The organism is Mycobacterium cookii (assembly GCF_010727945.1).
Taxonomy (GTDB): Bacteria; Actinomycetota; Actinomycetes; order Mycobacteriales; family Mycobacteriaceae; genus Mycobacterium; species Mycobacterium cookii.
Genome location: NZ_AP022569.1, coordinates 4,325,438 through 4,338,673, shown reverse-complemented (window position 1 = coordinate 4,338,673; position 13,236 = coordinate 4,325,438). Strand labels below are relative to the sequence as shown.

The following is a 13,236-nucleotide window of genomic DNA, read 5'->3' as shown; positions in this document are numbered from 1 at the left end:
CGCATTGGACCGCGTACCTCGCCCCAACCCCGTGAGTGTTCTGACGAGCAGGCAAGGATGTCTTGGCGGTCCATCCGTTCACGCGCAGGCTGTTGGTCACGCCTGAGCGGCGACTAGCCGTCTTAACTGCTCACCGTGCGCGCGTAGCGGGTTCCCGATGACCCGCTGGTGCGCAAACATCGAGGCTCAACACCTTGTGCCAGCCTTATCTAGCTGCAAGTCCCTTGAATGATGTTCAATCGAGTGGTGGGGGTAGCCATAACGCCAGAAAGTTCCAAATCGCAGCCTAGCCACGCTCTACCGGGGCCGCGATCGTGACGTCGACCGACGAAGCGCCCCGCCTCGCCAATGACACCGAGCGCAAGGTGTACCAAAGTCTGCGGGACCAGCTCCAACCGCACGACGTGGTAATCCCGGGCCAGCGCGTGACGGACCACCTCAAGGACCACGAGGTCGATTTCGTCGTAGCGATCGAAAGTGCCGGCATCGTGTGCCTCGAGGTCAAAGGTGGCGAGGTCTGGCACGACGGCACTTCGTGGTGGCAAAGGCGCCACGGGCAAGACCACGAGATCAATCCGGTTCGCCAGGCCCGCGAAGCCTGCTACGCGCTGCGCACCTTCGTCGAAGACGACGATCGCTGGACCCAGGGCCGTCTGCGTTGGGACCACGTCGTGGTCTTCCCCAATGCAAAGATCGACGACGAATTCGCCCTGCCCGAGTGCCCACGCTGGAAAGTGATTGACCGCGAAGACCTTTCGAAACTCGTCGTGAACCTGAAGAGCGTATTGCTGCGACACGAGCTCGACCGCCCGCTGCTGACCAGGCGAGGCATCGAGCAGCTCTCGATAGCATTAAGCGGCAGAGGGTTGCCGCAACGTGATGTTGTCGCCCGCGCACTCGCTAGCGAGGACGCCGCTGACGCCCTGACCGAGCATCAAGCCGTCATCCTCGGCGCGATCAAATTGCTGAATCGCGTTGAGATCCGCGGCGGGGCGGGGAGCGGCAAGACCTTTCTCGCCGTGGAACAGGCTCGTCGACTGTCCGCCGCCGGCCAGCGGGTCGCTCTGGTCTGCTACTCCCATGGGCTCGCTTCCTACCTGCAACGGATCACGACCAAATGGCCGCGCCGGCAAAAGCCCGCGTACGTCGGTGGGTATCACGCGCTGGGCATGCAATGGGGAGCGCCTGTAGGACCCGACGAGTCCTTGCGCACTGACGAGACGGTCCAATTCTGGGAGCATGACCTGCCGCTCCAAATGGCTGACCTGGCAACGCAACTCGCACCAGGTTATCGTTTCGACTCGATCATCGTCGACGAAGCCCAGGACTTCGCTGATGCATGGTGGGATCCCCTTCTCGCAGCCTCAAAGACGACGAAACGGGCGGCCTGTATGTCTTCAGTGACGAAGGCCAGCGCGTTTTCAGCCGCCGCGGGTCCCTACCGGTACCACTCGTGCCACTGATTCTCGATCACAATCTCCGCAACACCCGCCAGATCGCGACGGCGTTCCAGCCGCTCGTCGATCAACCCATGCGCCTTCTCGGCGGCGATGGACCCGCCGTCAAGTTCGTCGAGTGTCGACAAGACGAGGCGATGAACGCTGGTGACGACGAGGTCGGGCTGCTATTGGAGCAGGGATGGCGGCCGGAAGACGTTGCCCTGCTTACGACGGGCACGCGTCACCCGGAGCAGAAGGAACGGCAGGCAGCGGGCAGCGCCGCCTACTGGGACAGCTTCTGGGATGCCGACCAGGTTTTCTATGGCCACGTCCTCGGCTTCAAGGGACTCGAGCGCCGCGCAGTCGTACTCGTCGTCAACGAGAAGTCCGCAGTCGAGCGCTCGCGCGAACGTCTCTACGTCGGCCTCTCGCGCGCCCGTGACCAACTCGTCGTGTGCGGTGACCTGAACTTCATCCGCGAAGTCGCCGGACCCGATGTGGCCCGCCGCCTACGGCTGGAAGCGGCCGGGTTCGAAGTTCACTGACGTCCCTATCCAGGAAGAGCTGACACGTGCCTTACGACAAAGACGGCAGTTTCGTCTCGATGAACGACGCGCTCGATGCTTGGGAACCGCAGGCCGTGTCGCTCCTGCTGGACACGGCGAAGAAATACAACGGTTTTGTCACGTACAAACAGTTGGCGGAAGCGGTTCAGCAGCAGTCGGAAATCAGACACGACGGTCTACTGACCAACTGGATCGGAAGTGTGCTGGGCCGGGTTGTTGATCATTGTGTAAAGGAAGAGATTCCACCTCTCAGTTCCCTATGCGTCAAAGAAGACGGAACAGTTGGCGATGGCTACCGACACGTCCTGCTCGCTCGCGGCGAGGTAGTTGATATGGAATACGACCAGTTGGATGACCACGCCGCGAAAATGAGGCTTGAGTGCTACCGCCACTTTGGCGCCTATCTTCCGGCGGGTGGAGGGGTTCCGACACTAACCCCCAAGGCCAAAGCAGCAAACGACTACAAGAAGGCACAGGCCAAGCTCGACGAGCCGCCGAAGTTGTGCCCGACGTGCTACACGGTGCTTCCGATGACTGGAAAGTGCGACAACTGCGAGTAGGGGCGGTCCGGCTTGACATCAAGTGGGACAACAGACCGACCCGCCCCATCCTTCGCGGGTTCGCACCGCCCCCAGCCGCCAATTCCACCCCGGACCACCGCGCGGCAGCGCTACGGTGACCTCATCCCGTTGGAGAGGTCAGGGTCGCAGCGATGGACCTGCTGGAGCCGTTGGACGTGGCGATGATGACAGCGGAGCTGCTGTCCGACCCGCTGCACGTCGCCGCGTTGCTGATCCTGTCGCCTCCCGCCGACGCGGGCCCAGGCTACGTCGACGAGCTGTACCGCGATGCGCTGACAAGCACCGCCGAGCTTGATCCGCGATTTCGCCGGTACCCGCACGTCGGCGTCGACACTGCGGGCCTGTGGGTGTGGCGCAGCGACGACAACGTCGACATGCACAACCACATCCGGCGCCGGACGCTGCCTGCGGGCGCCGATCGCGACGCGCTGTCGAAGGTGATCAGCGAGCTGCACAGCGAACGGCTCGACCGGTCGCGGCCGATGTGGATTACGTATCTGATCGACGGTCTCGAAAACGGTCAATTCGCGCTGTACATCAAGGTGCACCACACCGTGGTCGACGGCGTCGCGGGCCTGCGGATGATCACCGATGCGATGACCACCGACCCCGATCGCCGGTCGATGCCACCGCTCTACACCATCGCGCCAGGCCAACCCGCCGAGCGGTCCGCGGCCTCACGCGGACCGATCCCCAACCCGTTCCGACTCGTGCGCTCTGCAGTCAACGCCACCACGTCGGGCCTGGGCTTTGTCCGCCAACTCGCCCTCGGCGAAATATCGACCGTGGTCGCCGGCCTCGCGGGCCGAAATACGTTGCTGCCCTTCGGCGCCCCCTACACCAGGTTCAACGGCCGGCTCGGCCGCGAGCACGCCTTCGCGGGTACCAGCTGGCCGAAGTCGCGCATCCGGGCCGTGCAGAACGCGGCCGGAGTCACCGGCAACGATGTGGTGACCGCCGTGGTGGCGGGCGTGCTGCGGGAGTGGCTCACCGCGCACAACGAGCTACCCCATCAGTCACTGGTGGCCATCTGCCCGATCACGGTACGCAGCCGCGAGCACACCAACGACGACGATCAGCACGGCAACTTGTTCGGTCTGGAGTTGTGCCCGTTGGCCACCGACTCGGCTGATCCGGCCGAGCGGCTGGCCCGCATCCACCGTGCGATGACGTGGGCCAAGCGCCAGGTGGCCAGCCGCGGGTCGAACGTGACCACGCTGTTGGTCGCGCCGAGTATCGGGTCCACGGTCCTGTTGCCGATGGTGCCGCTCGCGCCGCGGCTGCGCCGCGGCTACAACTTGTCGATCTCCAATGTTCCCGGCCCGCAGGCCGACTTGTATTGGAACGGAGCACATCTGGAGGAGATCTACCCCGTGTCGACGGCGATCGGCGGGCAGGCGTTGAATGTGACGATGTGCTCCTATGCCGACCGAGTGACGTTCGGCTATGTTTCCGGCCGCAATGTGATGCCCGACATCGAGTCGCTCATACCGTTGACTGAGCGCGCACTGGTCGAGCTGGAGACCGCCGTCGGAGTGGTGGCGTGACGGCACACAGGAAGGCAAGCTGATGGGTACCTACGCGGTCACCGGCTCGGCCTCAGGCATGGGGCACCAGGTCGCGCAGAAGCTGCGCGACGCCGGGCACATCGTGATCGGAGTGGACATCAAACAGGCCGACATCGTCGCCGATCTTTCGACCCGCGAGGGACGCCAGGCGGCGGCCGCGGGCGTTCTACAAGCTGCCGGGTCCAGATTGGACGGCGCCGTGCTGGCCGCCGGGCTCGGCCCCACTCGGGACCCGGGCCGTGCGCGCCTGATCGCCCAGGTCAACTTCTTCGGCGTCGTTGAGTTGCTCAGCGCGTGGCGCCCGGCTCTGGCCGCCGCTGACCGCGCGAAAGTCGTTGTCTTCTCCAGTAATTCCACCACGACAACGCCTACCGTTCCCGCTCGCATGGTGCGGGCCTTTCTTGCGCGTGACGCCGACAAGGCGGTTCGATCCGTGAGATTTCTCGGCAAGAACGCTGCGGTGTTTGTCTACGCCGGGTCCAAGATCGCGGTGAGCCGCTGGGTTCGACGCGAGGCGGTCAAGGCCGAGTGGGCGGGCGCCGGCATCCGCCTGAACGCGCTTGCTCCGGGGGCGATCATGACGCCTCTTCTGGAGGAGTCGCTGGCATCGCCCAAGGAGGCGAAGCGCATCCGGTCGTTTCCCGTCCCGATCGGCGGTTTCGGCGACGCCGGGCAGCTGGCCGACTGGGTGCTGTTCATGCTGTCGGATGCGGCCGACTTCTTATGTGGGAGCATCGTATTCGTCGACGGCGGGTCGGATGCGTACTTCCGCGCTGACGACTGGCCGAGCAGCGTGCCGGCGTATCGACTGTTGTCCTACCTCAAGCGCTTCCGCGGGCAGTCGGGCTGAGAGCTGCGCGGTGCATCGAAAGGTCCTCACATGGTCAAACCGTCGTTGAGCCAAGTGTTCGCCATGGCGGGCGTAATGACACTCGCCGCTGGCGCCGGCATCGCGTCCGCCGATCCCGATCTGAGCCCGGCCTTCAACACCACATGCACCTACTCCCAAGTGGTTTCAGCTCTCAATGTCGAATTTCCGATAGCTGCTGCACAACTCAACGCCTCGCCGACAGCGCAGGCTGCATTGCGTGGATTCCTCGACTCGTCGCCTGATCAGCGCCGCCAGATCGCGGACGAGCTGGAAAGCAAGCCGGGAGCTCAGCCGTACGCTCAGCAGTTCGGCGGATACGTCGTGCAGATCGCCACCACCTGCAACAACTACTGAGGCGAAAAGCTCTTCGCGAGAGCCGAATCAACCACCCTCCACCCCGCCCTCCCCCACGGCGACCAGCAGCGTGAACGTCCGCTCCCCCTTACCGGCCTTCGTCGTCAGCGTCAGCGGGTAATAGCCGGCTGGCGCCGACTCTGCCACCTTGATTGTGACCGTCGCCGTCGCCGACCCGTCGTCACCAAACTTCCCCGACACCGACTTCGCCGAAATCCCGTCGTAGGGCTTCGCGCTGATCGTGTACTCCCCCGGCCCGTCGACCATCCGCTGCACATTGACGGTCACATACGTCGACCTCCCCGGATCCACCGTGACAACGGCCGGCGAAACATTCACCGTCACAGCCAGACTGCCCGCACCGAACGACGGCGGAGCCGACGATGCAGCAGTCCCCCACGTCGTGTTCGGATGAACCGACAACGAGAACGCCAACTCGCCGCCAGACTCGATAAAACCCGCAGGCAGATAGGTCTGGTCGATTGATCGCCCGTCGACATGCAGGCTGCTGATGTACTGCATCCGGTGATGCCCGGACGCCCCGGGCGCGGAGATCCGAATGGATTTGCCTGCGGGAAGAGCGATTTCGATCCGGTCAAACAGCGGCGTGTTCACGGTCAACACCGATGTACCCGGGACGCTGGGATACAGGCCCATAGCCGCCCAGACGTACCAGGCCGACATCGCACCCAAGTCGTCGTTGCCGGGTTCGCCATCGGGTGTCGGGCTGAACAGTGTGCTGCGGATCCGGTCGACCAATTCCTGTGTCTTCCAGGGCTGTCCGATGTAGTTGTACAGCCACGGCACCCCGAAATCCGGCTCGTTGCCGGCCCACAGATACGGATCCTCCGGGCCGACATTGAGCTGCGAGGTGAATTTGTCGAGCCGGTCAGCCACCGCCTGACGGCCGCCGAGCGCGGTCACTAGACCGGCGACGTTCTGCGGCACATACCAGACGTACTGCTCGGCGTTGCCCTCGTCGAACCCGACCTGGCTGAAGCAGCCCACCGCGGGCGGCACCACCGCGGGACCCACGCGGAAGAACCCGAGCGCATTGCGCGGCGAGATGGAATGCGTTGTGGGGTTGAACAGGTTCTGCCAGTATTGCGCGCGGTCCTGAAAGTCGGCCGCCGCCGCCGAATCGCCGAGTGCAGCGGCGAATTGGGAGATGGCGAAGTCGTCGACCGACCACTCCAACGAGATCGACGCCGCCGGGAACGAACCGCGGCAGGTCGCCGTCGTCGGCAGCGGAAGGTAGCCGCGCCGCAGATACGTCTCGACCTCGGGCCGCTCCACATACCCGTTGCGCCCGGCGCCGCCCTCCTTGGCCGCGTCGAGCATGAAACGCAACGCCCGATGCACGTCGAAGTCCTTGGCTCCGAACGCAAAGAAGTTCGCGATCAGCGGCACCACGCTGTCACCGGTCATCTCCGCCGTCGCGGTATTGGCCAGCGCCCAGCGGGGATACGACCCGCTCTGCTCGGCGTCGTTGACCAATGACTGCGCCATGTCGCTGGCCTCCTGCGGGAACACCAGGCCCTGCAAAGCCGCGACACCGCGATAGGTGTCCCAGTCGGAGAAGTTGGCGAACTGGGTATGGCCCTCATCCACGGTGTGGATGTTGTTGTCGAATCCGATGTAGCGTCCGTCGGCGTCGTTGAATGTGTTGGGATTCAGCAGCGCATGGTAAAGCGCGGAGTAGAACGTGACGATGTCGTCTTCGGTGTAGCCGGCAATCCTGATGCGCGACAACGCATCATTCCACTGCGTCGACGCCGCGGCGCGGACGTCGTCGAAGCTCTCCGCGGCTTCGTCGAGATTCTTGCGGGCACCGTCGACGTCGACGTAGGACAGTGCCGTACGCACCTCGACCTCCGAACCGGCCGGGAATTCCACGTAACCCCCGCTGGAGCCCTGGTAACTCGCATACGCGCTGCGACCTTTCGGGTATATCGAAGTCCCGTCCCACGTGCCGAAGTTGATGAATGGCTTGCTGAACTTCATCGCGAAGTACACCGTGTAGACGTTGTCTTTGCCGCAGAATCCGCCGGTGGTGGCCGAGCCGGTGATCGTCGTGTTGTCGCCCTCGATCTTGATCTTGTCCGCCGAGGTGCCGCCCAGCGACGACCCTGACCGCACCAAGAACCGCGCCGGCCGGTGCCGCGGGAAGTGGAACCGGCCGACACCGGTGCGTCGGGTGGCGGTGAGTTCAGCCGTCACGTCCGCGGACGGTAGCCGCACCGAGTAGTAGCCGGGCACGCCGACCTCGTGGTCGTCGTGGGCGATCTCCTCGCTGGCATCCCACGGCGCCACGCCGACCGGGCCGGTGGTCGGCAGCATCGAGATGTCACCGAACGCCGCGCACCCCACCGAGGCGTGCGTCATGCTGAACCCGGTCGCGTGGTCGTTGGAGTGGCTGTAGCCCGCATAGTTGTCGACGGTGTCCGGGGAGTACTGCACCATGCCGAACGGCACCGATGGCCCCGGGAAGTTGTTGATCTCACCAACCGTCTTGCCGCCATTGCCGGTGCCGATCAGGGTGTTGACGTGATCGACCGGTTTCGCCACCATCTCGGGTGGTTCGTAGGACGTCGGCGTGGCGCTGACCAGCATTGCGCTGACCAGCAGCGCCGCCGTCACTAGCGCCACGGCACCCCGACGTGACCGCATAGCCGAATTCTGCTCCTTCGCCGGCACTTGGTGTGGGAGCCGGGCCGGTAGCGCGAGCATTTGGCCGGGTTCAGGTGTGGCAAACGCCGCGCGAATGTCGCCGCCTCCCGGCATACTGCGTGCTGTCAGGGGAGGAGAGAGTGAGCACGGGTAGTTCACGCGCCGGGACCACGTTCGGTAAATACACACTCAACCGTTTGCTCGGCAAGGGCGGGATGGGCGAGGTCTACGAGGCCTACGACAACGAGAAGCGCAGAAGCGTAGCTCTGAAAATCCTTGCTGAGCAATATTCACAAGACGAGCAGTTTCGTACACGCTTCCAACGTGAGTCATATGCTGCCGCGGTCCTTCAAGAGCCCCACGTCATCCCGATCCACGACTGGGGTGAAATCGACGGCAACCTTTACATTGATATGCGCCTGGTTAAAGGCCAGACGCTGCACGACTTGATCGAGCAGGGACCGATCGAGCCGAAGCGGGCCGTCGCCATCGTCAATCAGGTTGCGGAAGCTTTGGACGCCGCGCACGCCGAGAGATTGATTCACCGCGACGTCAAGCCGCATAACATCATCATCACCCCCGGCGATTTCGCCTATCTCCTCGATTTTGGTATCGCCGAGGCACAGGGCGACACTCGACTGACAGTGGCCGGCTACCAGATCGGCAGCTTCGACTACATGGCGCCCGAACGATTCGGCGATCAGCCGACCACCCCCGCGGCCGATGTCTATTCCTTGGCTTGTGTGCTTCACGAGGCGTTGACCGGGAAAAAGCCATTCCCGGGCGGAAGTGTCGAGCAAGTCATGGGCGCCCAGATCGCCGCACCACCGCCGCGGCCGAGTGTCATAAACCCTTCTGTACCAGCAGCTTTCGATGATGTCATCGCACGCGGCATGGCCAAAGATCCCGATGACCGTTACGGCAACGCGGGCGCGCTCGGACGAGCCGCGCAGCGTGCGCTTGACACGAACCGCTCCAACCCCTCCCAGACCGCGACTCAGCTCGCTCCCGGCTACCCACCGCCTACCGGCAATCCCCAGCCGTACATGGGGCCATTCACCGGCCCAACGGGCGTGGCAACCGCGCAGTATTCGCGGGACCGTTCACGGGCGTGGGTCTTGCCGACTGTCGTAGCGGTCGCCGCCGCGCTTGTGCTGAGCGCGATCGGGGTTGTGATCGTCCTGCTGGTGAATCAACAGTCTGAGCATCGAGCGCCCCCTGCAACGGCGACCGCCTATCCCTCGCCTACCAACCCCGCTCCCGAATCGACGTCGGAAGAGGCCGCGCCGACGGGCACCGAGACAACAGCACCCGAAAATTCTGAAGTGGCCAGCGAGCAGCGGCTGCAGGAACTTGCCGCATCGGATCGCCCCTACGTCGGCGAAGTCCTCGCCGGCCGCTGGGTGCCCCAACTCAGTTCCAAACGACCGGGCGTTTTCGACGAAGGGCATACCTGGGACAACAGGGAGACGCTGCAAGAGCATCTTCGACTCCGAAGCCGCTTTCCCGGGGTTCGACTGCTGTGGTCGGGCGACTGGTCGACGTTCTCCGATTCCAACTTCTGGGTCACGATCGTGGGGATCACATTTCCCGATTCCTCGGGTGCCCTCTCGTGGTGCAGAAACCAAGGTTTTGACTCAGACCATTGCGCCGCCAAGGTCGTAAGCACGTCGATGCCCGTCGAAGGAAGCACCGCGTACAACTGATGTGCAGCTTCCCCGCGCCACGATGCTTCCCGAAATCTGCGCCCAAGACGAGGAAGTGACGCGGTTGCTTTCAGCGCGTCCAGATCCGAAGCGGTGTGCAGGTGGCGAGGCGGTCAAAGTCTGCGTCCGCGTGCAACAGCGGAACACCGGTACGCACACAGGGAGCTGCGATCAGACAGTCGAGAGTCTTCCGGATGGTTACACCAGCACGTCGCGCCGCGCGATACAGCTTGGCCGCCAGCACAAAATCGTCGAGCTCCGCCAAACGAAGGATTGGGAAGGCGCGTAGATGCCGCTCCACCCGCATCGCCTCCCGATCCGACCGCAGCCCCTGCAGGATCTCGGTCAAGATCACGTCGGTTAACGCAACTGGCTGTCCGGCTTCAATTAGCTCCACACAACGCGTCGCCTGAGGCGCGGGAGTGTCGTTCAGGACGTCGATCCAGACACTGGTGTCGACGACAATCACGACCGGCCGCTACGGCTCTCGGCCAAGTCGCCTTCCCAACGCACCTTTCCGCGCAGTTGCAGGATCCCGACCTGGCGATGCCGGGCAACGAGTTCGCGCAGTGCCAGATCGACGGTGTCACGCTTAGTTTTCGTACCGAGCAAGCGCTGAGCCTCGCGCAGGACGTTGTCGTCGATCTCAATATTGGTGCGCATACACCTCAATTTACACCACCTATGGTGTAAATACCGACAGGTGCGCGCAGCGCCGGATGGCGTGACAGTATCCCGATATGCGATCGAGCATTCAACGCGCCGGCGCCGTGCTGGCCGCCCTGCTGATGATCACATCGTGCGGGGGCAACGACCAAGCGGCGAACCCGTCGAAAACGTCTGAGACGCCGGGCTTGTCGGAGTCCGAAGCATCGGACATTGCGACCGAGGCCTACGTGTACGCCTACCCGCTGGTTTCGATGGAATTCACCCGGCGCGGCTTGACGAATGTCCCCACCGCCGAAGACATCAAAGCCCCGATGGGGCAGATCGCTCGTATGCGCGTCTACCCGAAGCCGTCGTCCCGCACGATCACCGCGCCGAACGCCGACACCCTGTACACCCAGGCGTGGTTCAACGTGGCCAAAGAGCCGTGGATCGTCACCGTCCCAGAAATGGGTGACCGCTACTTCCTGCTGCCCATGCTCGACGCGTGGACCAACGTCTTCGCCTCACCAGGCACCCGCAACGGCGGCGGCAAGCCGCGCACGTTCGCGATCACCGGACCGGGCTGGCACGGCACGCTACCGCCGGACGTGCTGAACTACGAGTCGCCGACGGCCCTGGTGTGGATGCTGGGCCGGATCTACTGCTCGGGCACCCCGGAAGATTACGACGCGGTGCACAAGCTGCAGGACCAGATCACCGCCGTGCCGCTGTCGTCATTCGGCCAGCCATGGCTGCCACCGTTCGCCACGGTCAACCCGAACGTCGACATGAACACCGCGGTACGCACACAGGTGAATGCCCTGCCCGCACAGGACTATCTCGCGCTGTTCGCCCGACTGCTGAAGACCAATCCGCCCGCCGAAGCCGACGCGCCGACGATCGCGAAATTCGCGAAGATCGGCCTCATTCCCGGGCAGGATTTCGACGCGACCAAACTGTCGAAGGCGGTGAACTCCGGCATCGCCAAGTCCGCAAAGCTCGGCCAGGACAGCATCAGCAAGTGGCGCGAAGACGGCGTCGTCGCAGGCGATTTCATCTCCAAGAACGGCTGGGCCTACACCATCAAGGCCGGCAATTACGGCACGAACTACCGGCAACGCGCCTACGTCACCGAGGTCGGCGTCGGCGCCAACCTGCCCGAGGACGCCGTCTATCCGACTTCCGACGGCCCGGAGGTCACCCAGAAATACAGCGGCGCAACGAAATACCTGATGCACTTCGACAAAGACCAGCTGCCGCCCGCGCGTGGGTTCTGGTCGCTCACCGTGTACGACGCCGACCACTTCTTCGTCGACAACCCGCTGAACCGCTACACGCTGAGCCTGCGAGACAAATTCACGCCGAATTCTGACGGCTCGGTGGATTTCTACATCCAGGCCGACTCCCCCGGCCCGGGCAAGGAATCGAATTGGCTGCCCGCGCCGAAGGATCAGTTCAACCTCATGCTGCGGCTGTACTGGCCGAACGACAAGAAGCCGTCGATTCTCAACGGGACGTGGCACATTCCGCCGGTCAAGGCGATGCCGTAGCTACCCTCGCTGCGCGAACACGAACTCGTTGCCCGGCACCATGTCCTTGACCGCCGGCGCAGCGGCGCGGCCGAAGTCGGCCATCAGCTCGGCGGCCGGCGTCACCGTCACATGCCAACCGTGACGCGCGTACCACTCGCCGACCGGCTCGCGCTCCTCGAAGTAGAACAGCTCTTCAGTGCGCGGAATCTCGCGCTGCGGATCCACTTTCGCTGCGAGCGTGCGCACCCGCTCCATCCGCTCGCGGCGTTTGGAACGGATCTCCTCGTCGAGGAACGTCGGCCCCAATGCCTCCACGGCGACCCGACTACCGGGGGCCGTGAGTGCGTCGATGCGCTCGAACAGCAGATCCTGCGCTGCGGCCGGCAGGTAAGGCATTAGGCCTTCGGCTGACCAGACGCTCGGCTGGGACGGGTCAAAACCGGCCTCCAGCAACGCCTTCGGCCAGTCCTGCCGCAGATCGACCGCGACCTCGACCCGGTTCGCCGCCGGCCGCGCCCCGCGCTCCGCCAACGTCGCGAGCTTGAAATCCAGCACCCGGTGCTGGTCGAGCTCGTAGACGGTCACGCCGTCCGGCCACGGCAACCGCCACGACCGGGCGTCGAGGCCCGCGGCCAGGATCACCGCCTGCCGAATGCCCGAGTTGGTGGCGGTGAGAAAGAACGAGTCGAAAAACTTGGTCCGCGAAGCCATGTAGCTGACCATCGCTTCCCTCTGCAGCGGCAACTCAGGCTCAGCCTCGACGAGCTCGGGCGGCAGATCGGGACCACCGTGCCAATTCCACACCCCGTCGCCGGCGGCGTCGAGGAACACCCGCGCGAACGGGTCCTGGATCAGTGGGTTGTCGCTCTCGGTTTCGGCCGCGCGGGCCGAGGCCACGCCCAACGCCGTCGCCCCCACGCTCTCGGTGATCTCCCAAGTGTCGTTGTCAGTTCTCGCCACGCGATTCCCCTTTCTGGCAGCAGTACTTTCGACCGTACGTGAGCGTCCTAGGTGCCGGCTGTGGGTCTCCTGCCGATTGATATCGCATGTGAGTCCGTTCTGAAAACACATGTCATGCCCACTCTCTGGTGCACCCGTGACTGCTGTGACCGCCGAGCAAGAAGGTGATACACGTCACCGCATGCGGGCGATCAGCACTTGGTCGGCTAGGCTGGCAACAACGTCGGCGCAGAAATGCCGACAGCGTCGTGGAATGCTCCGACATCCAAAGCTTCTTTCGCGGCGATCGATTTTGCCGACTGGCAATCTCGCCACCCTTGCACCCACCAGCTGCATGACAA

At 64.0% G+C, this 13,236-nt stretch carries 10 protein-coding genes and 1 pseudogene; 7 read left to right on the top strand and 4 right to left on the bottom strand.

The window, feature by feature from the left end; genetic code table 11:
• Window positions 1-311 precede the first annotated feature (311 nt).
• The 5 genes and pseudogenes from G6N27_RS20380 (at window position 312) to G6N27_RS20360 (ending at window position 5,379) form a co-directional block, all read left to right on the top strand.
• Window positions 312-1,984 (top strand): annotated as a pseudogene (locus G6N27_RS20380) (NERD domain-containing protein).
• Between the two features lie 26 nt (window positions 1,985-2,010).
• Complete coding sequence (locus tag G6N27_RS20375; protein ID WP_163779550.1) at window positions 2,011-2,565, top strand: hypothetical protein; 555 nt, start codon at window positions 2,011-2,013, stop codon at window positions 2,563-2,565.
• Window positions 2,566-2,717: 152 nt separating this feature from the next.
• Complete coding sequence (locus tag G6N27_RS20370) at window positions 2,718-4,133, top strand: wax ester/triacylglycerol synthase family O-acyltransferase (protein WP_163779548.1); 1,416 nt, start codon at window positions 2,718-2,720, stop codon at window positions 4,131-4,133.
• A gap of 22 nt (window positions 4,134-4,155) precedes the next feature.
• The gene (locus G6N27_RS20365) at window positions 4,156-5,004 is read left to right on the top strand and encodes an SDR family oxidoreductase (protein WP_163779546.1); all 849 of its coding nucleotides are present in this window, start codon (window positions 4,156-4,158) and stop codon (window positions 5,002-5,004) included.
• Window positions 5,005-5,034: 30 nt separating this feature from the next.
• Window positions 5,035-5,379 (top strand): hemophore-related protein, encoded by a 345-nt coding sequence (locus G6N27_RS20360; protein ID WP_179963313.1) that lies wholly within the window; start codon window positions 5,035-5,037, stop codon window positions 5,377-5,379.
• 27 nt (window positions 5,380-5,406) lie between these two features.
• Here the strand turns inward: G6N27_RS20360 and G6N27_RS20355 are convergent, their stop codons facing one another.
• Window positions 5,407-8,049 (bottom strand): GH92 family glycosyl hydrolase, encoded by a 2,643-nt coding sequence (locus tag G6N27_RS20355; protein ID WP_163779544.1) that lies wholly within the window; start codon window positions 8,047-8,049, stop codon window positions 5,407-5,409.
• A gap of 140 nt (window positions 8,050-8,189) precedes the next feature.
• On the opposite strand from G6N27_RS20355, the gene G6N27_RS20350 reads away from it, so the two are divergent.
• Complete coding sequence (locus tag G6N27_RS20350) at window positions 8,190-9,755, top strand: serine/threonine-protein kinase (protein ID WP_163779542.1); 1,566 nt, start codon at window positions 8,190-8,192, stop codon at window positions 9,753-9,755.
• Between the two features lie 70 nt (window positions 9,756-9,825).
• Here G6N27_RS20350 and vapC read toward each other — a convergent pair whose 3' ends face one another.
• Entirely contained in the window at window positions 9,826-10,224 is a 399-nt protein-coding gene (gene vapC / locus G6N27_RS20345) for a type II toxin-antitoxin system VapC family toxin (protein ID WP_163779540.1), read from the bottom strand.
• The gene (locus G6N27_RS20340) at window positions 10,221-10,418 is read right to left on the bottom strand and encodes a type II toxin-antitoxin system VapB family antitoxin (protein ID WP_163779538.1); all 198 of its coding nucleotides are present in this window, start codon (window positions 10,416-10,418) and stop codon (window positions 10,221-10,223) included. The genes vapC and G6N27_RS20340 overlap by 4 nt, the downstream gene beginning before the upstream one ends.
• A 77-nt stretch (window positions 10,419-10,495) precedes the next feature.
• On the opposite strand from G6N27_RS20340, the gene G6N27_RS20335 reads away from it, so the two are divergent.
• Complete coding sequence (locus G6N27_RS20335) at window positions 10,496-11,953, top strand: DUF1254 domain-containing protein (RefSeq protein WP_163779536.1); 1,458 nt, start codon at window positions 10,496-10,498, stop codon at window positions 11,951-11,953.
• On the opposite strand, the gene G6N27_RS20330 is transcribed toward G6N27_RS20335, so the two are convergent.
• Window positions 11,954-12,895: a class I SAM-dependent methyltransferase gene (locus tag G6N27_RS20330; protein WP_163779534.1), complete on the bottom strand. Its 942-nt coding sequence runs from the start codon at window positions 12,893-12,895 to the stop codon at window positions 11,954-11,956.
• Window positions 12,896-13,236: the final 341 nt, after the last annotated feature.

Excerpts from the sequence above, each read along its gene's own strand:
- G6N27_RS20360 (WP_179963313.1), top strand. The coding sequence starts at position 5,035 with ATGGTCAAACCGTCGTTGAGCCAAGTGTTCGCCATGGCGGGCGTAATG.
- G6N27_RS20355 (WP_163779544.1), bottom strand. The coding sequence starts at position 8,049 with ATGCGGTCACGTCGGGGTGCCGTGGCGCTAGTGACGGCGGCGCTGCTG.
- G6N27_RS20370 (WP_163779548.1), top strand. The coding sequence starts at position 2,718 with ATGGACCTGCTGGAGCCGTTGGACGTGGCGATGATGACAGCGGAGCTG.
- G6N27_RS20365 (WP_163779546.1), top strand. The coding sequence starts at position 4,156 with ATGGGTACCTACGCGGTCACCGGCTCGGCCTCAGGCATGGGGCACCAG.
- G6N27_RS20340 (WP_163779538.1), bottom strand. The coding sequence starts at position 10,418 with ATGCGCACCAATATTGAGATCGACGACAACGTCCTGCGCGAGGCTCAG.
- G6N27_RS20335 (WP_163779536.1), top strand. The coding sequence starts at position 10,496 with ATGCGATCGAGCATTCAACGCGCCGGCGCCGTGCTGGCCGCCCTGCTG.